Consider the following 18738-nt stretch of genomic DNA (forward strand, 5'->3'; position numbering starts at 1 on the left):
GACGTCATTGGCAAGCACGTCGCCCGAGACCGTGCTGGTCGGCGGCGTGTTGGCCGCACCCGCACCATCCTCGACGACCGCATAGGGGCCGTCATTGTGCGCCGTCGGCACGTCGTCGACGACGTTGACCTGGACCGTTGCACTCGCCTGGCTGCCGTCCGTATCCGTGGCGACCACATTGATGCCGGTCAGGTTGATGATGTTCTGCCCACCCGCGTCGGGATGCGGGAAGTTGTCGAGCAGCGTCACATTGATTGTGGCCGACCCGTCGCTGCCAGCCAAAATAGGCAGCGACGACGCGACCAGATCGATACGGATGGCATCGACGCCGTTGATCGAACCGGTGATCTGCGTCGGGCCGGCCAGTGTCCAGACGATGTCGGCGCCGGCAACCCCGTTGACGTCGGCCGTGATGCCGGCAACCGATGTGAACGCCACCCCGGTGATATTGTCCGAACCGGCATGAAACGATACCGTTCCGCTGCCGTCCTCGACATTGGTCGCGGCAGCGCTGCCGGTCGCATTGACGGTGCCGAGCCCCGCCTCGTCCACGGTGATGATCGCGTTCGTCAGCACCGACGGGTCAACCCCGTCGCTGATGGTGATATTCAGCGTCGTCTGCGAGGTGTCGCCGTCGCCATCCTTCAGCGTGTAGGTGAAGGTGTCCGTCACCGGCGATGCGTTGCTGATATTGGCATTGGCAACGTAGCTGTAGGTCCCGTCCGGGCTCAGCGTCAGCGTGCCATACTGACCAACGACATGGAAATCGCCGCCCACCACTGTGGTTGCCCCGGCGCCAGTGACGCCACTCACCGAAGCACCGTCGGCACCCCTGGTGTCGGCGCCAGCCGGATTGCCGTCGCCGCCAAGCCCGGTCATCACGTTGCCGTTTACCGTGCCGCCTTCCGTGACGCTGTCCGTATCGGCAACCGCCGTCGGCACGTCATCGATGATGGCGACGGCAAAAGTGGTGCTGGCCGAATCGCCGTCAACATCCGTAACCGTGACGCTGAAATTGTCGGGAACCGTGTCGTTGGGATCAAATCCGGTTGTCTGATCGGGATGGGTGACCGACTGGGTTACCGTATAATCGTAGTCGATGTGACCGGTGTTGGGATCGAAGGAAAGGATCGTGATGTAGCCGAACTGCCCTGGAATCTGCTGGCCGGCGGCGGTGACGGCGACGCCGTTGATGACGATTGACCCGATCCCATCCGGCGCGTTGACACTGATCGATCCGACCCCGGAGGTTTCCGCATTGCTCGGCGCGTCGCTGCCCGGCGACTGTGTCGGGCCGCCGTTCAGGCCGGTTTCACTGGCTGCCTGGTCGGGGTTGAGCAATGACGTGGCCACCACTGAAACCGGCCTGTCGACCAGAGACGGGAACAGTTCGCGATGTTCCGGCTGGCCGAACGCCAGATCCGTCGGCGGCAACAGCGCCGACAGGCCGAATCCGTCGCCGATACCGCCAGGGGGAACAGAGAAGTCTCCGCCGGCACTCGAGGGTGAACCGCCGGCGCCTGCCGATATCGAACCGTCGGCGCCGAAGGCGACGTCGACATGGCTTGCTTCCAACGCCGCGATCAAGGCAACACGCGGCACTTCGACATCGCCAATGATGAAGGTCGGCACGTTGAGGGCGCCGTCCTTGATGACGATCACCGATCCGTCCGCCTGCTCGAGCACGAGGTTATGGCCGTCGACCTTGATGTTGTCGATCGAGACATTGGCCGGAAGCTTCACCACATGGTTGGCGTCGGCCGCATATTCGTGCGGCGCGGCTGCCGGCGGCATCGTCGCCTCTGTAGGTGCTTCCGGTTTGACGGGCGCGCCGTTGCCGACATCGACAGGAACCGGTTCAGCGGCGGCGGGGGCCGCCTTTTGCGCCGGGCTGGCCTCCGCGACCTGCATCTGCGCCAGCGACGGCAGGCCGTTATGTTCAGAGTGCTCGTCCCGGGAATGAGAGACGGTGTCCAAATCGTTACTGGTGGTCATAGCCAAACCCCTCCGGCATTTCCCGGAAAGAGACAGTGGCCACTTCTACTTTGCAACTGTCCTGCAATCTGTTTCATATATTCTGATATGCGGGCTTCGGCATTTTTTATGCGTGGTAAATTCGAAACATATAACCTGATATACATTGGCCGGTATGCGATCCGTCCGGCTGGGATTGGCTTTGGTCGCTTGGTAAACAGAAGTATAAACTTGTATAAAACTTTAAATAAAACAACAGGTATCAAGTACACGAAACTTATCCACCTTCCTTTCCAATAATTTGAGACGGGCTTGGTAGCGTCCACAGTCAAAGGTGGGCGTTATGACAAAAGAAAAATCTACCCTGGCGGCAATCGGGCTCAAAGCGCTGCTGCTGGCAATCGGCATTATGGGCCTGCCGCAGCCATCGTTCGCGCGCACTCTCCCAACGCGCGCCGATCGTGTCGATTCGCTGCTGGCGAAGGTCGAAACGCCTCCGGCCCTCGGTGGCATTTCGCTGTTGCGGCTGCAGCCCTGGCAGCCGGCTTCGGCCTACACTATAGGCATGGTTCTCGGCAGCTACGGTCCTGCCGCCAGCGATCAGGAAACCGGCTTTTCGACGGCACAAGGCAATGCCGGGATCGATCCCATCCAGACGGCGGCGATCATCCCCGGCGTGTTCGGATCGGTTGCGCTGTCCATGCATAATTTTCCGGTTTCCGCGCGTTGGGCGCCGGTCTACAAGGCGATCGTCGACTGTTCCGCGGGTAATGGATGCGACGGCAAGAACAGCATCTTCACCGCGATCGTCAATGCCGCCAAGGACAAGCGGTTTGTCGACAAACTGTCCTTCATCAACTCAAGCATAAATCACGCCATCGCCTACAAAAAGGACAGCGCGGTTTACGGCAAGCTCGACTACTGGGCCAAGCCTTCCGAAATTCTCGAGCGGCGGGCGGGCGATTGCGAGGATTTCGCCATTCTCAAGATGGCGGCGCTGCTGCGTGCCGGCATTCCGGCGCAGAGCATGTCGCTCGTCGTCCTGCAGGACCGCAAGCGCGGTTTCTTTCATGCCGTGCTGTCCGTCAGCACCGGCAGCGGCGTCTTCATTCTGGACAGCCTGAGCAACGTCGTCTCGCGCGACAGCGATCTCCCGGACTACGTGCCATTGTACTCGTTCAGCACCGACCGTGCGTGGATCCACGGCACCAGGCCCGGCGCGGCCCAGGTCGCCGATATCAAGGGCGGACTTGCGACGGTCGCACCTGGCGAAGGCCTGCAGCCATAGCATACCCAAGCGAAGCAGCCGGTTCGGCACGCTTCGCTCTCATATCGCCTCCCCAGAACAGGGATCAATTTCTGGCGATATGCACTAGCCGCCGAAAACGAAGGCCATCAGCAGCTCCGGTTCGAGCACCGGCGCCCGCACCGCGTTCAATTGCCCCCGGTAGCGGCGGTCGCCCGCGCCGATGACGAAGCCGGTGGCGACCGGCGTTTCGCCATTGGCGTCGAGCCGCGCGAATATGTCAGCGACATTGAGATCGAGAGCAAGCTTCAAGTCGTGGCGCGCATCTTCGCTTGGCGCGACCGGCAATTGACGCCTGACCAGTTGCTGGAACGGCGCATTAAAGGTCAGGATCCTCTTCGACGATGAGAGCGCAAAAGCCGGTGACGGGCAGGCGACCAGAGTGGCGTTGATCGTCTTGATCGACGCAAGCCGTCGCAAGGTCTGGTTTTCGTCGGCCAGTCCGCGCATGCAGGCCACCCGGATTGCCGATGTCAGGTTTCCTGTGTGGGCATGGCTTTCGGCGATCTCGTCGATCAGCATGCCGATCGTGCATTTGCGGCTTTCGGCCATCTGCTTCAGCGTGGTCCAGAACGCTCGCTCCAGACGAATGCCGCGTCGTGTGCCGCCACGCGCCACAACCCGGAATTCCAGCCCGAAATCCTCTGTCGTCATGGGTGGCAGCAGCCGCTCACGATCGGCGGCAGGAGAAATGACGCTATCGTTCACTCATTGCCTCCTCGCGTGCCTTGTTGATCGGCTTCAGCAGATAGGTGAGGATGGTTTTGCGTCCGGTCTTGATGTCGACCGAACATATCATGCCGGGGATGATCGAATAGGTCTTGCCATCCCGTGTCAGTGTCGACCTCTCGGTTGCGACGCGCACTTGGTAGTAGGGCTCGCCCGTCTTCTGGTCGACCAGGCTGTCGGCGGTGATGTTGGAGACCTTGCCCTCGATGCCGCCGAAAATCGAGAAATCATAGGCGGTAATTTTGATAAGCGCGTCCTGGTCCGGCCGGATGAAGGCAACATCGCGCGGTGAAACCCGCGCTTCGACCAGCAGTGTCTCGGAAGTCGGCACGATGCCGGCCACGACCGCGCCGGGCTGCACGAAGGCGCCGACCGTGTTGATGTCGAGCGTGTTGACGATGCCGTCGACGGGCGAGCGAATATCCGTGCGCGCCACCTTGTCGGTAGCGCCGCGTATGGTCTCATCGACGACCGAAAGATCGGCCAGCGCCTGCGTCAGGTCGCTCAGCGCCTCCTGCTGCAGCTGCAGGCCGAGCTCGTTGACTTGAAGCTGGGCCTCGGTGATGGCCGCCTTGGCCTTCTTGATGGTTTCACCGGCGAGGTTCAGCTGCCCATGCAGTTCGGTCTGCTCGCGTTCGACACGGATCTGCTCGGTCCTGGCCATCAGCCCCTTCTTGACCATGGATTCGACCAGCGCCGTTTCCCGGTCGCTGACTTCGAGATTCTTGGTAAGGCGATCGAGATTGGCGTTGGCTTCGTCCAATTCGTTCAGGCGCTGATCGAGGCGCGATTTGAGGACCGACAGCTTGACCTGGAAGTTGTCACGGCGCGCAACGAGCAGCTTCTGCTCGTTGTCGCAGATTTCTGGGGCGACCTTCTGGATTTCGGGCGGACAGGGAAATGGACCGTCGATATTGCCGGTCTGCTCGAATTTCAGCCGCGCGATGCGGGCCTGCAGCGCTCGTGCCTTGGCCTGCTGCTCGCCGAGGCTGGACGTGTTTATCGTGTTGTCGAGGCGGATGATGAGATCGTTCTTCTTGACGATCTGCCCGATCTTCACGGCAATTTCCTGAACGACGCCCGGCTCGCTGGCCTGGATGATCTGGGTCTTGGAAGCCGGTATGACCTTGCCGTCGCCGCGCGCGATTTCGTCGACCTCGGCAAAGGACGCCCAGGCGACGGAAGACACAAAGAGTGCCCCTATGATGAACAAGGACGCCGACGCGAAAAGCGGCGGCCGGTCTTCCCTTGCAAGCATGTCCTACAACCCCAACGCATTGAATGCGTTCAATAAGTCTGTTTTTCTCAGGCGCTTGTTTTCTGCAGCGCCTGTATCACTTGGTCCTTTGGTCCATCGGCAACGATCCTGCCTTGCTCGATGACGATAAGACGGTCGGCCAGTTCGAGCATGCTGAAGCGATGCGTTGAAACGATCAGCGTCGTGTTCCGGTCGAAAGCCACTTTGAGCTGCTTGATCAGCTGCCGCTCGGAAGCCAGGTCCATCGACCCCGACGGCTCGTCCAGGAAGACGATTTTCGGTCTGGTCAGCAACAGACGGGCAATCGCCATCGTCTGCCTCTGGCCGCCCGATAGATTGGTGCCGCGCTCGCCGACATTCATGTCGTAGCCACGCGGATGGCGAGAGACGAAATCGTCGACGCCGGCAGCCTTGGCCGCTTCGACGATCTGCTCATCGGTCGCCTCCGGACATGCCATCAGGAGGTTTTCCTTGATGGTGCCTGAAAACAGATCGTTGGCCTGCGCGACGATCCCGACCGCGGCGCGAACCTCCGAAGGGTGGTATTGGCGGATGTCGATCCCGTCCAGCAGCAGCTCGCCTGATGTCGGCAGGAAGAGCCTGCCGATCAGCCGGCCCATCGTCGTCTTTCCCGAACCTATGCGGCCGATGATGCCGATGCGCTCACCTGGCTTCACCGAGAAATTCAGGCCGGTCAGGACCTCGTTCTCGGAACCCGGATAGACAAAGCCGACATTCCTGAACACCATGGCGCCGTTGCGAATGGGCCGGTTGACGAAACCCACGGTATCCGGGCGATCCTCCGGCTGCGCCATGATCGAGTTCACCATGCGCAAGGAGAGCATGGCCTGGCGAAGCCTGGACAAGGTGATTGCGATCTGGCCCAGTGGAGACACTGCCCGGCTGGCCAGCATCACGGTGCCGATAATGGCCCCGGTGGAGACGTGTCCTTCCGAGAAGGCGTAGGCACCGGCCACGATCAGGGCGACGGTGACCATTTGCTGGATGGCCTGCGTTATATTGCCGGCGGCCGCCGAAAGCTGCTTGATCTTTTCGGACGTGTTGGACGCATTCTTGGAATGCTCTCCCCATTTCCGCAGCAGATACGCCTCGGCCCGCAGCGACTTGATCGTCTCCAGCGTGGAGATGGATTCGACCAGCAGCGCCTGCCGTTGCGAGGCTTCGTTCATGGAGGCCGCGACACGCTTGCCGATGCGCCGCTGCGTGATCAGCCCGACGACCACGGAGGCGACGAAGGCCAAGGCCGGTATGATGACCAGCCAGCCGCCGATCGCGTAGATGACCAGGAGAAAAACGAACACGAAGGCGGTGTCGATGAACACGCTGATGGTGTTCGACGTGAAGAATTCGCGCACGAATTCATACTGCGTCACCCGATTTGCATATTCGCCCGTCGAGCCAGGCCGCGCCGACAGGGACGAGTTCAGCACTTTCTCGAACAGCAAATAGGAAATGCGCAGATCCGCCTTGCGCCCGGCATAGTCGATGAGGGACGCCCTCGCGGTTTTCAGAAGCAGGTCGAACAGGATGACCGCGCCGATGCCGATCGACAGCACCCACAAAGTCGATATCGCCTTGTTCGGCAAGATCCTGTCGTAGACGTTCATGGTGAAGATCGGCGAGGCGAGGGCCAGCATGTTGATGAAGATTGCCGCCAGGATGACCTTCGAATAGGTGCGCCAGAACGGCCCCATCGTTCCCGTCAGCCAGTGTCGCCTCTCGATCTTCGGCGCCGAACCGACGTTCATCCCTTCGGCAGCGTTGGCGTATGTTATCGAGAAGGAAACGCCGCCACTGATGTAGCTGGCCGCCAATTCGGATTTCGTGATGGTTACGCGGCCATCCTCCTGGGGAGCGGTCGTGAATGCGCCGTCCTCGGTTTCGGCCAGCAGGGCAACCGGCAATTGGCTGACGCGAAACACGATGGCGGGGAGGTCGATGCGTCCCCGAAGAAACTCGCGATGGCTGAATTCGGTGATTTCAAGGCCGATGCGCTCGGCAATATGCCGGATAGCTTCGATGTCGATACGCGTGTCCGACAGCGGCACGCCGGCGAACAGCACGGTCTGCGCGCTCGGCCTGCCGAGATAGCCGGCAATGGCCGAGAAGCAGGCCTTGAACGCCTCCTTCGGGGAGAGGATGTTGGGTTGCTGGTTCACGATCCGCCCTTAAGGACTTTCGATCGGTCCTTACATCCGCTTACTTTTTCCTGACCGGTGCCAGGATATCGAATGGCAGGTCGTTCTTCTGTTCCGACGGCGTCCGCGCATAGGTTTCCGTGTCGGCCGTTTCCGGTGCGCCGAACTCCGTCCGCGCATAGGCCGCGGCCTGCTTTGGCGGGCGGATGTCCATCGTTTTCAGCAACTGCCCAGTGGCCGCGAGAAGCCGATATTGGGCAAAGAGAGAGGCGTAGGATGCGGTGTCGGCCAGTGTCGCCGTATTGAACCGTGTATTCTGCGCATCCAGCACATCGAGCAACGAGCGCTGCCCGACCTTGAATTGCTCGCGATAGGACGCGACCAGCTTCTCGTTGGAAGCGGCCTGCAGCTTCAGCGTCTTTGCCAGGTCGGCTTGCCGGAAGCGGCGGTCCCACGACGTGCGAACGGCTTCTTCGATTTCCCGCAGCACCTGGTGCTGCGCAAGCCGCTGCTCGCTGGTGCGACGGATCTGCTCCTGCTCATTGGCCTTGTCGATGCCGCCCCGGTACAGGTTCCACCGCAGCACCAGGCGTGCCTGCAGGTCGGACGTGTCTCCATTGGCGCCGTCGATGTCATACCCACCCCGGGCGACGCCTTCGGCGACGATCGACGGGCCGTATTTCGCACGGGCCGCGTCCACCAGCGAGGCCGCGGCGGCGATATCGCTATTGGCCATATGGACGCGCGGATTGCTTTCCCGCGCAAGGCCAATCGCATCGTCCAGCGACCTTGGCAGCGCGCCGGAAACATCGGCCGGCCTCGATGCATTGGTCAACGGCTTCCCGACGGTCTTGAAGAACCGTATCCTCGAAGCCTCCAGCTCCTCCGAGGCTTCCTGCATGCGGGCCTTGGCCGCGAACAGGCGCTCTTCGGCCTGTTGCCGGTCGGCCTCGTTCAAGCCGCCGCCAGCAATGCCTTCCTGAATGTCGTGGAGCATTGCTTGGTGGAAGCCGAGGTTCTTCTTTGCCTCAGCCACGATCGAACCCTGAAGCATGTATTCGAGATAGTCCTGGACAACCGAGAGTCCGATGAATTCGGACCGCTCCAGCACACGAAACGACGCGCCGTCGACGCGCGAGGCCTGGCGGTTCAATTCGGCCCGCCTTGCGCCGCTGTCATAGAGCGTTTGCGAAACCGTCAGATCGGTTTCCGCCGGATAAAGTGCGTCATCCTCTATCGAGAGCACGCGCCGCGAGGAATTGTCGAGACGGCGAGCCCCGGCCGACGCTTCCAGGTCGACGCTGGGAAGATAGAGGCCCTTTGCCTGACGCAGCTCGAACTCGATTGCTTCGCGATTTTCTATGGCCTGGCCGATTTCGGGATTGGATTCGACGGCAACCGCCATCGCTTCCTTGAGCGTAAGTGCACTCGCACTTGCGCAGGCCAGCATCGTAGCCGCCATCAAAAGACCGAGGCGTTTGCCCACAGTCGACATGCCTATCGTATTCATTTAACCCGCCCCAACGTTTCCCCTGCGCCCTTTGCGAGGCGCTGATCCAAGCCTGAGCCTGTCTCAGGCGACTATCCAACAATTTCAAGAAATATGTGAGTGATTATTAATTTAGAGCAGCCTAAATTAGATATTTGGGCCATAAGGTTGGGAAATGTAGCAAAAATGGCACAAAATGGCTTGGCTGCGGCTCTGCTGAACGCCGCCAGGTGTGGAAAAGTCCAGACCCACATGCGGCTCAAATGCGGGCAGAATCGTATGAAGCCCGCATGGGCCGGAAGGCGGCCGTGAAAAATTTGACGGCGTTCGGCCAAGATCAGGCGGCCACTGCATGAAGGGCCGATACTGAATTGAGGGCTGCCCGCATGAACTCCCAAGCAGGGCGATAGTGGGGCGCCCTTGCGTTAAGCCTCGCGCAATCTCTGCAATCTATGCTGATGCCAGATTGTCGAGGTTAAAATGAAGCGCAGGCCACTACTACTCTTCGCTTTTCCGGCTTTCATCCTGATGGTTTTGGCTTGCGAGCGAATGGCTACCATGCTGCTCGGGAGCTATCCCGCCAGCCCCGCAATGTGGCGGATCTGGCTTGAGCTGCGCCCCTTGCCGGCGATGTTCTGGCAACAGGTCGACCTGTATCTCTACGGTTCGATGGCCCTGGATGCCCTCATCCTGGTTGCCGCGGCGCTGGTGTTCTGGAGCGCATGCCGTGTGAGACCAGCGGCCGCCTTCTTCCTGGCCAACCACGTTGCCCTGCTGTTTGCCGGATTGATGATCGCTTCCAGCAGTCATTCGCAGACGGCGAGCACGGTCGCGGCTTTTCCAATGTCCAACGGTCTCCAATTCGCCCTGAAGATCGATTTTACCTGGCAGAACAGCCTGGTGCTCGTTCTGGGTTTCGCGGCCTGCGCGTACTGTCATGTCGCGTTCCTTCGCGAGACGCGACTGCGCGCAGAGTCCCTGGCCCTGCGCCTCATGACTTTGGGACGGGATTTTTAGAGCAATTCCAGGAAAAGTGTGAGCGGTTTTCCGTCCGGAATTGCGTCAAAACAAAGAGTTAGAGCAGTTTGCCGTTTCCGTGAAACGGTGAAATGCTCTAGTGGGCGCACCGGGTTTCACACCGGAACGCGACATGCCTCAATTGATCTTGCGATAATAGACCTTGCCGTCCGGCGTCTCCGTTCGCTGGTAGGCGGGGTTCGGGCCAGGGGGCGCGGCACTCCTACGCTTGATTGGCCGTGGCGTCTCGACAGCCACGGGTTCGGCCGCGACATCGCTGTTGCCGGAAGAGGCGTCCGCCACGGTGCTGGTGGCGACGACGGGTTCCGCCGCGCTGGTGATACTGTTGTCGCGCGCCAAGGGCGGGTTTTGTTCCAACCGGGCTATGTTGCCGTTGATTTCGTTGAAATTGCCCTGCAGTTGGCTGTCCAGCCGTTCAAATCTGCTTTGAAAACCGTTGTTGACCGTGTCGAGCCGGGCAACGATCCGCTGCTCGAAGGCACCGAGTTCCTCGAGACGTCCCTCCACGGTGCGCAGGTCGTTGATGCCTCGATAGAGGTAGATGGCGGCGGTTGCGTTCAGCACGGCAAACAGGGTCAATCCAGCGCCGATCACAACGGCCAGCCGCGACCGGCTCGCATCCCTGCCGAGCAGTTGCGGTTCAATCGGCTCGGCCGAGACAGTCGGTACATGCGGGTCGCTGATCGTCGTCATTGAACCACCACCTTTGTGCCAATTGGCACGCGCTTGAAAAGATCGATCACATCCGTGTTGGTCAGGCGAAAACAGCCCGACGTGCCGTCGAATCCCACGCCCGAGGGATCGTTGGTGCCGTGAATACGGTAGAGCGTGTCGCGTCCGTCTCGCAGCAGATACAGCGCCCGCGCGCCGAGCGGATTGTACGGACCCGAGGGCACCAGTTCCGGCAGTTCCGGCTGGCGGGCGCGCATTTCGCGGGGCGGGCGCCACTGCGGCCATTCCGTCTTGGCGCCGACCTTCACCACCCCGGTCCAGCCAAATCCGTCACGCCCGACGCTGATCTGGTAGCGCAAAGCCTGACCCTGGCGGGTCACCAGGTAAAGCGCCTTCTCGCTCTTGCGAATGATGATTGTTCCCGGTTGTTCGGTGGTCGCGAAGACAACCGCCTTGCGCAGGCTGGGACCCATTGCCGGCAGCGGCGGCCGATCCGAAAGCCCCGACCGCGCCTGGGCGAAGCCCTGGGCGGACAATGTCAGCACCAGGCCGAGCACGCAGGCGCCGGCCAGCCTGGGGACGAGGTCATCTCTACCGGGTAGCGTCATCAAGCCGCTCTTTGAACATCTTCTTCAGATCCTTGTTGAAGCGCGCCCGCCCGTCCACTTCGGAGGGCAGGATCGCCCGGTTCAAGGCATCGGTCAGAAGGGCGTTGTCCAGCGCGACCGATTTGATGTGCGGCGCCTTGAATATCTTCTCGAGCTCGCTGCGCGAAAAATGGTTCCCGAACCATTTGCGCTTATGCTTGTTGGCGACGAGCGTGATGCTGACCGCATTGCCCCGCATCTCGCGGATCTTCTTGTAGAGCCGCTTGCCTTGCCGCAGCGAAGCGACGTTGAGTTCGAAGACGATGAAGATCTCGTCGCTGGTCGACAGCACCGAATTGTGCCAGGGCGTTTCGATATTGGGCAGGTCGATGACGATGTCGTCGAAGCGGTAGGCGACGAGGTCCAGAAGCCGGAAGACGAAATCGCCGCCATGCGGTTCGAAGGGCAGTTGCGGCCGCTCGAACGCGTAGAGGGTGAGACCGGATGGGCGCGTCAGCTTGATGACATCCATCAGCTCGACATCCAGCCTTTCCGGCTGGTTGATGATGCCCGCGAGGTCGAACTGGTTGAACAGATTGAGATAGGCGCCGCAATTGGCGCTCTGGAAATCGAGATCGACCAGACAGGTCGAAGCCGCGCGCTCAGTCGATTTCGAGGCGAGGAATTCGGCCGCCGACAACGCCAGCGTCGTGGCGCCCGCGCCGCCGCTGGCGCTGATGAAGGTGATGATGCGGCTTTTGGCGCCCTGGTTGCCGGTGTCATGGAAGGTCACCGCATTGAGCAGTTCCTTGCCGTCGAGCGGCTTGTGCAGCCAGTCCGAGGCGTTCATGCGCACCAGCACGCGCGTCTGTTCCGACGTCAGCTCATCGGAAACCGCGATCAGCGGCACCGTCGCCCACAGAGCGCGCGCCTCGACAATGCCGGCCCTGCCGAGCAACTCGCCTCCGCCGAGATCGAGGATGACGATGCCCGGGCGCGTATCGGCGGGCGGGCCTTTGAGAAAGTCATCCGTCTCGGAAACCCTGACATCATAGATCGCCAGCGCATCGAGCCGCGTCGCCACCTCGCGCTTGAAATTCGGATCCGACGAAAACAACGCCACCTGCTTTCGTTTGGTCGGTGTAACCTTGGTGTTGATGGCATTCATGGCCAGGTGCTCTTCAAGTCTTCGCCCGTGACCGTGCTCAGCATGGAGGGCATGTTGATGTTGGCGAAACCCATCAGTCCCTGGAGGAAGAAGAACTGGAAGGTCCGGTTCTGCAGGCTGACGGTGATTGTCGGAACCGGACCGCCAAGCCGGGTCTGATAGCCGAGGCCGGTGGCCGTGTAGCTGACGACGACGTTGCTGCGCAGCAGGCCCGGGAAGAAGTGGCACATGCCCGGCCGCTGGTTTGCCGCCAGCGCAGGGCAGACATCGTCATTGGTGTTTGCGGTGTCGCCACGAAAGATGCGGCTGAAATTGGCGGCGCTGAAGCCGCCGCTGTTGCTGCAAGCGCCCGTGCCGGCGTTGTAGGTGCAGACGAAGGGACCATAGGCGCCGGCGGCAACCGGGGCGCCGGGAGACGCGATCGGGGCCGCGGTCGCGAGGTTGGTTGCCACCGCATCCGATATCGCCGCCAGCCGGGCGCCGACCTGAACGGCCTTGGTAGCCGCGTTCCATTGATAGAACGCGTAGCCGAAATCGACGAAGCCCAAGACCAGCGAGAACAGCAGCGTCGATACGATGGTCATTTCCACCATCGCCGCGCCGTCTTCCGATTTTGCGAAACGCTGGATCATGGTCAGAACCGGATCAACCGCTCGTCGTGGGAGCCCTGCAGCGTTATCGGCCCGATGCCGATGAACGACAGCATCCCGACACCGGTGTATGGGTAGGTACCGGACGCGCGTACGGTGCAGACTTGTGCGGTGGTGGAGCGATATTGGGTAACGCCGCCCACCACGGTGTCCTGGCAGGAGTTGTTCGTCGTCACGGTCACATTCGATGTCTGCCAGCCGCTGACGCGCGGAGTATCGGTCACGACGCCGTTGACAACGGTTACAGATGGGTTGCCGTAGACGGCGATGTTCGCGGCAATGTTGGTACAGTTGATCGCTGCCAGCCCGGAGTCGGTGTACAGCTGACTGTTGCAGCGCGCGGCAAAACGAGCGGCGTCTGTAAGCCCGGCCTCCATCAGCAGCTTGTCATGGATTAGATTGCCGAACTCGAACACCCCGGCCGACAAGACCAGCATCAGCGGCGTGATCAGTGTCATCTCGACCATCACCGCGCCGCGCTGGTCGTGTCGAAATCGATCAATATATCGGGACAGCATCTTGAACATCGCGGTCACCGATAGAGCTGCGCTTCATCGCGCAGGTAGTTGTCGAGCGTGCCATTGCCGCCCTTGCCGGTAATGTCGACCAGCTCGACGTAGATATTCTTCCCGTCCTTGATCGGCTCGGTGATGAAGAAGCTGCCGAATCTCCTCACCGGAATGCCCGTCTGGCGGCCGCTGAAATTCGTGCCCGAAGCCTGAAGCGCATTGCAGTCCAGGATTGCGCCGTAAAGCAACCGGCGGTCGGGCGTCGAGATCGGCGTGCCGGCTCCGGCGGGCGGCACTCCCGTTTCGCCACCGACGGCAGGATCCTGATAGATATTGTTGTCGATCTCGTAGCGATAGACCTCATAGCGTGTCGGGAGATTGGCGCCGGTTCCTGATAGAGCCGCTGGCACGGCACGTGTGGGATGATTGGCGGCCCAGTAGCGCGCGAAATTCCAGTCACCGGCACCCATGCGGCCGCCCATCATGGTGCAGTTGCCCGCGATCTGGCACGAATCGCGCTCAAGCCCGACACCCTTTGTCGGGTCTGTTTCATAGTCGACCTTGTTGCTCTTGACGAACTGGCTGCCGTTCGTGGCACCCTTGCGCACATTGACCGCGGGTCCGTCCGAGTAGCTGGACGAATCGATGCCGAAGCGCGAGTTGATGCCGTTCTCGACAGGGCCGGCGTTCTGTCCCGGCTCGGTGTCGACGCCGTCGCGCGAATAACAATTCTGCGGCTTAGAGTCTGCGAGCATCTTTTCGAGCTGGTTGGCGCCGTTGCCGAACGGAGAAGCCAGGAAAGCGAAGTTGCCGGGAAAGTAGGATCCGTCTCCACGCAACACGATCTGGCGGCGACGGTATTGCCTGGTTTGTGCCGCCTGTTCCAGCGTGACGCCGCCGGTGATGGTTGTGTCCTCATACGGGTTGCACATGAAAACGGGCGTGTAATCGCAGACGCCCGACGTGAATCCGGCGACCGCCGAGGCCGCAACGTTGAACCCGTTACTGGCCGAATTGCCCGTCAGAAACGACGCTGGGAAAATCGCGGCGAAGCCAGTCGGTGCGACCTTCACTTCAATGAATGCCGTTTCATCTTCGCCGACGGATTGCGTTGCATTGGCATAGTTCGCGCTGGTGACCGGAGTTCCGTCCGACGCGGGTATGGTCTTCAGGAAACACCACGAAATGTTGCCGGCGCTGTTGCAGCGTGCGGTGCCGCCTGGTTGCCCGGAAGTCAAAGTGAACCGGCCATTAGCGCCAACGGTTGAGAAAGCGGCCTGATTGGCAACAAGTGTCGCCATGGCGCGTTCGGCTCTGGCCCATGAACCGGGCAAGCCATCAAGCTCGGCGGCTCCCGCCAACGCAAAGGCATCGGCGCCCTTCTGCAGGTCGTTGTGCAAGTTGTTGACCCGGCTCATGTCGATCGCCAGTAGCGAAAAGCCGATGATCGCCGGCAGTGTAACGCTGACGAGGATTAGCGCTATTCCCCTCTGATCGTGCCAGAACGCGCGAATGGTTCGCAGCATGGCCTTACTCTTTGCTCCCTGGCGCCAGGTTTCCTCGTATGGCCTGGCGCGCTGAAACCGCATCCTTCCGTTTCAGTTTACGGCGTCGTCGTCACACTCGACCCCGCCCCGCCGACATTGACCGTGATGGCAGGTGGCGGCGGCGGCGGTGGTGGAAACTTGTAGTTGTGAGCCACGGCGGCGGCGCGCTGGCCGTCACCCTCTATGTGCGTGTTCCTCGAGGCCGGGTTGAACGGATCGACTGTCTGCAGAAGCGAATTGTGCTTCTGTGAGTCGCCCGCGGCCAAGGTCACCGAATCGTAGTGATTCAGATAGTCCGCGGCACAACCCGTCAGCAGGCCGGTGGTCAGCACGAGGATCAAGGCGCTATTTCTTGACATAGAGCATCTTGTCCTTCGATTTGAAGTTCAGCATGTGGCCATAGGGGCCGGTGACACCGTCGCCCGTTTCATATTTTCGGATCATGTCCTTGTTCACTTCGAGCTGGCCGAGCACGAAGAATTCCGGGTCGTTGGCGGGCCGCGTCTTGTCGAAAGGCGTTGCCAGCTGTTCGCCGGGCTTCACTGGCCGCACGACATGCGGCGTGACGATGACGACCAGCTCGGTCTCTTCCTTCTGGTTGCTCGAATTGCGGAACAGCGTTCCGATCACTGGCACCTGGCCGAGCCATGGCACCTGGTTCTGCAGCTTGGTGGTCCTGCTGGACAGGAGCCCGCCGACCGCAAAGCTCTGGCCGTCGCGCAATTCGACGACGGTGGACAGTTTGCGGTTGGTGAAGATCGGGTCGCCGGCTGTGGTGAAGCCGTTCAGGTCGCTGACTTCCGGCGCCAGGTTCATGTGGATCTTGCCGTCGTCGAGTACGACCGGCGTGAACAGAAGATTGACGCCGAATTGCTTGTAGACGATGCTTATCTCACCATTCTTGTCGAGAGTTCGGATAGGGACTTCACCACCGGCGTTGAAACTTGCCTGCTCGCCGGAGAGCGTGGTGAGATTGGGATTGGCAAGTGTGCGCACCGCGCCCTTGGCCTCAAGCGCCTCGATGTACAAATCGACCTTGATATTGTTGTCGATAACGCGAGTGAGCAGGGCTCCGAAGGGAGTGGAGGTGGACAGGAGGTCGCTGAGAAAACCTCCGGTGCCGAGCACCACCTTGTCCTTGTCGACGGCGGTAATCCCGGTTCCAACGAGTGTCGTGCCACGGCTGTTTGTGCTCCTGATCGATACGCCGAGATCTCGGCCAGCGTTGCGCTTGGCTTCGAGAATGCGCACTTCGAGATTGACCTGCTGGCTGTCTTCGACCGTGACGGAATTGATGATGTCGTCGGGACCATATTGCTTGGCCACCTCCAGGATCGCCGCCAGCGTGGCGCCGTCCTTGACACGGCCGGCGAGCCTGACCCTGCCGTTGACGGAGCCGATCTCGATGCGCGACCTTGGGGCCACCTGGCGGATGGCTTGCGCCATGTCGCTGACGTCGACGCCGACCTCGATCTGGATGACGCCGAGCGAGCGCTTTTCAGGTGAGAACAGATTGACCGTGGTGGTGCCGGCACCCTTGCCGATGACATAGAGTGTGCGGTCGGTCATCGGTTGCGCGTCGGCGATTTTTTCGTCACCGACGACGATATCACCAAGGGTGGCGTTCACCGCGATCGTCACCGACTGCGACATCGGCAGGAAAACACGATGAACGCTGGGGTTCGACACATCGATGAAGCGGTCTGCGGCGTCGGCCACGAGACTCCACGTTGGCAGCGTCGCGAAACAGGACAGCGCGACCGCAGCCATCCTCACCCAAAACCCCTGCATCCCCATCTCCCCGATTGCAGCCTCATTTTTGTTAGCTGCGCCTTATATCATGGCTGTCGCGGCACGTCATATGTCTCAAGCTTCACCCCTCGAAAAACGCCCACTGTGGCTCGCGACGGCGGCTCGGGTGTGACATATTTGACGACTTCCCGCACTTCCGGCGCCGAGGCCACGGCCGGAGCCGGCTTGACCTTGCCCAACTCGTCGAGCTTGCTTCCCACCCGGTCCACGGCCTGTGCCAATCCTGCGATCTTCTCGTCGGCGCGCTTCTGCGCATCTTCCGCGCGCTGACGTTCGGCTGCCGCAGCAGCCTCGGCCGCGGCCTGCTTGGCGAGTTCGGCTTGCTTTTTGGCGACGTCGGCCGGCATTTCGCCCGTCAGGTCAGAAAGCGTCACCCGCTCGGTCACCTCACCCTTGCTGGCGGCGGCCTGGCGAAGCGCCAGCGACAATTGGCCAGCGCCTGCGGCCAATGTCAGCTTCTGTGCGTCCTTGGTGCTGGCCTCGAGCGTGACCGACTTGACCACGGTCGGGCTGTCCTTGCTTTCGTCGGCCACCTGGTCGACTGCGAGCACCTTCATGCCCTGCAAAAGCACATCGACAAAACTCTGATCCGCGCCGCTGTCGCTTCTCACAGTGCGCGTCAGCAACACATCGACCCGGTCTCCCGGGAAAACGAAGCCGGCGACACCAAGCACGTCATTGACGCGTATGGACACGGCCTTCATGCCCTCGCCGAGCACCGCCGAAAGCGTGGCGCGCTGGCCCGGGCCGGTTATCTTGCTGGCAAGGACCGGTTCGTTGACGCCGATCGACTGCAACGCTTGCTTGGGGCCTCCACCAACGGGAACGTCTTTCGACAGGAGTTCCTCGGTTGTCTTGTAAGCGCCAGCTGGGACGGCGCCTGTCGGCCATGCGACTTCGCGCAGTTTGTCGGCGGACAGCGTGTCGCCGAACTTCAGCGCCACCGCGGCCACCACGACCGTATCGCGCTGGATATCATTCGTCTGCGCAATCGCGCTGCGCTGGTTGGCCAGCCAGATGTTGGCAAGCACCACCGCCAGGACGCCGAACACGCCGGCGAGAACGATCATGATGATAGTATTAGCGCGCATTTCTTCCCCCGCCAGATAGGCGTCCCATTAGGCCGATGCCGGGAGATCCCGGCATCGGTCATTAGTTGTTATGGCAACGCCGCCTGCAGCGTTGTCCACTGACCGACGACCCAATTGCCGACGAGAATGATCGTAGCGATCACCGCAATGGTGATCATGCCGAGCAGGATCGTGTATTCGACCATGGCAGCGCCGGTATCGTCGTCGCGGAACTGCCGGGTCATCGCCATGAGCTTCTTCATGTCAATTACTCCCTTTGGAGTTGAACCCGACGAGATAGAGCCAAGGATGAACCTCATACCCAAGCATCCCCCCGTCATCTTCAGTTCGATCGCCAGGCACATAGACGTAGACGAGTGTCACGATATCCGCGCGTCTTGCCAATTGCGTTGGCGTCCGATGGACACCGGATATACCCGATGTCCATCATGCCTATCAGAATGTCACGGCAACGCTGCCTGCAGCGTGGTCCACCGACCGACGACCCAGTTGCCGACGAGAATGATCGTAGCGATTACCGCAACGGTGATCATGCCGAGCAGGATCGTGTATTCGACCATGGCAGCGCCGTTTTCGTCGTCGCGGAACTGCCGGGTCATCGTCATGAGCTTCTTCATGTCAATTTCTCCCTTTTGGAGTTTGAACCCGACGAGACAGAGCCAAGGATGTACCCCATACCCAAGCATCCCCCGTCATCTCGATCCTAGGTCTCGAAAAATTGCGGAGTCAAACGGGATTAATGGTTCCTT

18 protein-coding genes are annotated in these 18738 nt (G+C 60.9%); 2 read left to right on the forward strand and 16 right to left on the reverse strand.

The genetic code is table 11. The features are described 5' to 3' along the window. Nucleotides 1–1995, reverse strand: a 1995-nt coding sequence (locus ACWGS8_RS30240) for an Ig-like domain-containing protein (RefSeq protein WP_454584367.1), incomplete at its 3' end; no start/stop codon positions are given. Nucleotides 1996–2317: 322 nt separating this feature from the next. Between ACWGS8_RS30240 and ACWGS8_RS30245 the strand changes: the two genes are divergently transcribed. After that, complete coding sequence (locus ACWGS8_RS30245) at nucleotides 2318–3262, forward strand: transglutaminase-like cysteine peptidase (RefSeq protein ID WP_454584368.1); 945 nt, start codon at nucleotides 2318–2320, stop codon at nucleotides 3260–3262. Between the two features lie 84 nt (nucleotides 3263–3346). Here ACWGS8_RS30245 and ACWGS8_RS30250 read toward each other — a convergent pair whose 3' ends face one another. The 4 genes from ACWGS8_RS30250 to ACWGS8_RS30265 are packed head-to-tail and all read right to left on the reverse strand — an operon-like array spanning nucleotide 3347 to nucleotide 8936. Continuing rightward, on the reverse strand, nucleotides 3347–3988 hold the full coding sequence (locus ACWGS8_RS30250; RefSeq protein ID WP_454584369.1) for a ribbon-helix-helix domain-containing protein: 642 nt from the start codon (nucleotides 3986–3988) through the stop codon (nucleotides 3347–3349). Further along, on the reverse strand, nucleotides 3978–5267 hold the full coding sequence (locus tag ACWGS8_RS30255) for an HlyD family type I secretion periplasmic adaptor subunit (RefSeq protein ID WP_454584370.1): 1290 nt from the start codon (nucleotides 5265–5267) through the stop codon (nucleotides 3978–3980). The genes ACWGS8_RS30250 and ACWGS8_RS30255 overlap by 11 nt, the downstream gene beginning before the upstream one ends. Before the next feature lie 47 nt (nucleotides 5268–5314). After that, on the reverse strand, nucleotides 5315–7447 hold the full coding sequence (locus tag ACWGS8_RS30260) for a type I secretion system permease/ATPase (protein WP_454584371.1): 2133 nt from the start codon (nucleotides 7445–7447) through the stop codon (nucleotides 5315–5317). A gap of 40 nt (nucleotides 7448–7487) precedes the next feature. Then, nucleotides 7488–8936 (reverse strand): TolC family protein, encoded by a 1449-nt coding sequence (locus ACWGS8_RS30265; RefSeq protein WP_454584372.1) that lies wholly within the window; start codon nucleotides 8934–8936, stop codon nucleotides 7488–7490. A 459-nt stretch (nucleotides 8937–9395) separates the two neighbouring features. Between ACWGS8_RS30265 and ACWGS8_RS30270 the strand changes: the two genes are divergently transcribed. Next, nucleotides 9396–9932, forward strand: a complete 537-nt coding sequence (locus tag ACWGS8_RS30270) for a hypothetical protein (RefSeq protein ID WP_454584373.1) — start codon at nucleotides 9396–9398, stop codon at nucleotides 9930–9932. Between the two features lie 138 nt (nucleotides 9933–10070). Here the strand turns inward: ACWGS8_RS30270 and ACWGS8_RS30275 are convergent, their stop codons facing one another. From ACWGS8_RS30275 to ACWGS8_RS30325, 11 genes are all read right to left on the reverse strand, one after another. After that, the gene (locus tag ACWGS8_RS30275) at nucleotides 10071–10646 is read right to left on the reverse strand and encodes a hypothetical protein (RefSeq protein WP_454584374.1); all 576 of its coding nucleotides are present in this window, start codon (nucleotides 10644–10646) and stop codon (nucleotides 10071–10073) included. Then, a complete protein-coding gene (locus tag ACWGS8_RS30280; protein WP_454584375.1) occupies nucleotides 10643–11233 on the reverse strand; it encodes a L,D-transpeptidase in 591 nt (196 codons plus the stop codon). Before ACWGS8_RS30280 ends, ACWGS8_RS30275 begins: the two co-directional genes overlap by 4 nt. Next, entirely contained in the window at nucleotides 11217–12380 is a 1164-nt protein-coding gene (locus tag ACWGS8_RS30285) for an AAA family ATPase (RefSeq protein WP_454584376.1), read from the reverse strand. The genes ACWGS8_RS30280 and ACWGS8_RS30285 overlap by 17 nt, the downstream gene beginning before the upstream one ends. After that, nucleotides 12377–13012 carry a TadE/TadG family type IV pilus assembly protein gene (locus ACWGS8_RS30290; protein ID WP_454584377.1) on the reverse strand — a complete coding sequence of 212 codons (636 nt, stop codon included), beginning with the start codon at nucleotides 13010–13012 and terminating at the stop codon, nucleotides 12377–12379. Before ACWGS8_RS30290 ends, ACWGS8_RS30285 begins: the two co-directional genes overlap by 4 nt. A 2-nt stretch (nucleotides 13013–13014) precedes the next feature. Next, on the reverse strand, nucleotides 13015–13557 hold the full coding sequence (locus ACWGS8_RS30295; protein WP_454584378.1) for a TadE/TadG family type IV pilus assembly protein: 543 nt from the start codon (nucleotides 13555–13557) through the stop codon (nucleotides 13015–13017). A 5-nt stretch (nucleotides 13558–13562) separates the two neighbouring features. After that, nucleotides 13563–15065 carry a TadE/TadG family type IV pilus assembly protein gene (locus tag ACWGS8_RS30300; RefSeq protein ID WP_454584379.1) on the reverse strand — a complete coding sequence of 501 codons (1503 nt, stop codon included), beginning with the start codon at nucleotides 15063–15065 and terminating at the stop codon, nucleotides 13563–13565. A gap of 77 nt (nucleotides 15066–15142) precedes the next feature. After that, nucleotides 15143–15445 carry a hypothetical protein gene (locus tag ACWGS8_RS30305; protein WP_454584380.1) on the reverse strand — a complete coding sequence of 101 codons (303 nt, stop codon included), beginning with the start codon at nucleotides 15443–15445 and terminating at the stop codon, nucleotides 15143–15145. Further along, nucleotides 15432–16877: a type II and III secretion system protein family protein gene (locus tag ACWGS8_RS30310; RefSeq protein WP_454584381.1), complete on the reverse strand. Its 1446-nt coding sequence runs from the start codon at nucleotides 16875–16877 to the stop codon at nucleotides 15432–15434. The genes ACWGS8_RS30305 and ACWGS8_RS30310 overlap by 14 nt, the downstream gene beginning before the upstream one ends. 47 nt (nucleotides 16878–16924) lie before the next feature. After that, nucleotides 16925–17989, reverse strand: a complete 1065-nt coding sequence (gene cpaB, locus ACWGS8_RS30315) for a Flp pilus assembly protein CpaB (RefSeq protein WP_454584382.1) — start codon at nucleotides 17987–17989, stop codon at nucleotides 16925–16927. A 68-nt stretch (nucleotides 17990–18057) separates the two neighbouring features. Beyond that, nucleotides 18058–18231 carry a Flp family type IVb pilin gene (locus ACWGS8_RS30320; RefSeq protein WP_454584383.1) on the reverse strand — a complete coding sequence of 58 codons (174 nt, stop codon included), beginning with the start codon at nucleotides 18229–18231 and terminating at the stop codon, nucleotides 18058–18060. 201 nt (nucleotides 18232–18432) lie between these two features. Further along, the gene (locus ACWGS8_RS30325) at nucleotides 18433–18606 is read right to left on the reverse strand and encodes a Flp family type IVb pilin (RefSeq protein WP_454584384.1); all 174 of its coding nucleotides are present in this window, start codon (nucleotides 18604–18606) and stop codon (nucleotides 18433–18435) included. Nucleotides 18607–18738: the final 132 nt, after the last annotated feature.

The sequence above is a fragment of the Mesorhizobium sp. 43Arga genome, from assembly GCF_053714255.1.

Excerpts from the sequence above, each read along its gene's own strand:
- ACWGS8_RS30290 (WP_454584377.1), bottom strand. The coding sequence starts at position 13,012 with ATGATCCAGCGTTTCGCAAAATCGGAAGACGGCGCGGCGATGGTGGAA.
- ACWGS8_RS30270 (WP_454584373.1), top strand. The coding sequence starts at position 9,396 with ATGAAGCGCAGGCCACTACTACTCTTCGCTTTTCCGGCTTTCATCCTG.
- ACWGS8_RS30265 (WP_454584372.1), bottom strand. The coding sequence starts at position 8,936 with ATGAATACGATAGGCATGTCGACTGTGGGCAAACGCCTCGGTCTTTTG.
- ACWGS8_RS30295 (WP_454584378.1), bottom strand. The coding sequence starts at position 13,557 with ATGTTCAAGATGCTGTCCCGATATATTGATCGATTTCGACACGACCAG.
- ACWGS8_RS30255 (WP_454584370.1), bottom strand. The coding sequence starts at position 5,267 with ATGCTTGCAAGGGAAGACCGGCCGCCGCTTTTCGCGTCGGCGTCCTTG.
- ACWGS8_RS30300 (WP_454584379.1), bottom strand. The coding sequence starts at position 15,065 with ATGCTGCGAACCATTCGCGCGTTCTGGCACGATCAGAGGGGAATAGCG.
- ACWGS8_RS30275 (WP_454584374.1), bottom strand. The coding sequence starts at position 10,646 with ATGACGACGATCAGCGACCCGCATGTACCGACTGTCTCGGCCGAGCCG.
- ACWGS8_RS30310 (WP_454584381.1), bottom strand. The coding sequence starts at position 16,877 with ATGCAGGGGTTTTGGGTGAGGATGGCTGCGGTCGCGCTGTCCTGTTTC.
- ACWGS8_RS30280 (WP_454584375.1), bottom strand. The coding sequence starts at position 11,233 with ATGACGCTACCCGGTAGAGATGACCTCGTCCCCAGGCTGGCCGGCGCC.
- cpaB (WP_454584382.1), bottom strand. The coding sequence starts at position 17,989 with ATGCGCGCTAATACTATCATCATGATCGTTCTCGCCGGCGTGTTCGGC.
- ACWGS8_RS30245 (WP_454584368.1), top strand. The coding sequence starts at position 2,318 with ATGACAAAAGAAAAATCTACCCTGGCGGCAATCGGGCTCAAAGCGCTG.
- ACWGS8_RS30325 (WP_454584384.1), bottom strand. The coding sequence starts at position 18,606 with ATGAAGAAGCTCATGACGATGACCCGGCAGTTCCGCGACGACGAAAAC.
- ACWGS8_RS30285 (WP_454584376.1), bottom strand. The coding sequence starts at position 12,380 with ATGAATGCCATCAACACCAAGGTTACACCGACCAAACGAAAGCAGGTG.
- ACWGS8_RS30305 (WP_454584380.1), bottom strand. The coding sequence starts at position 15,445 with ATGTCAAGAAATAGCGCCTTGATCCTCGTGCTGACCACCGGCCTGCTG.
- ACWGS8_RS30320 (WP_454584383.1), bottom strand. The coding sequence starts at position 18,231 with ATGAAGAAGCTCATGGCGATGACCCGGCAGTTCCGCGACGACGATACC.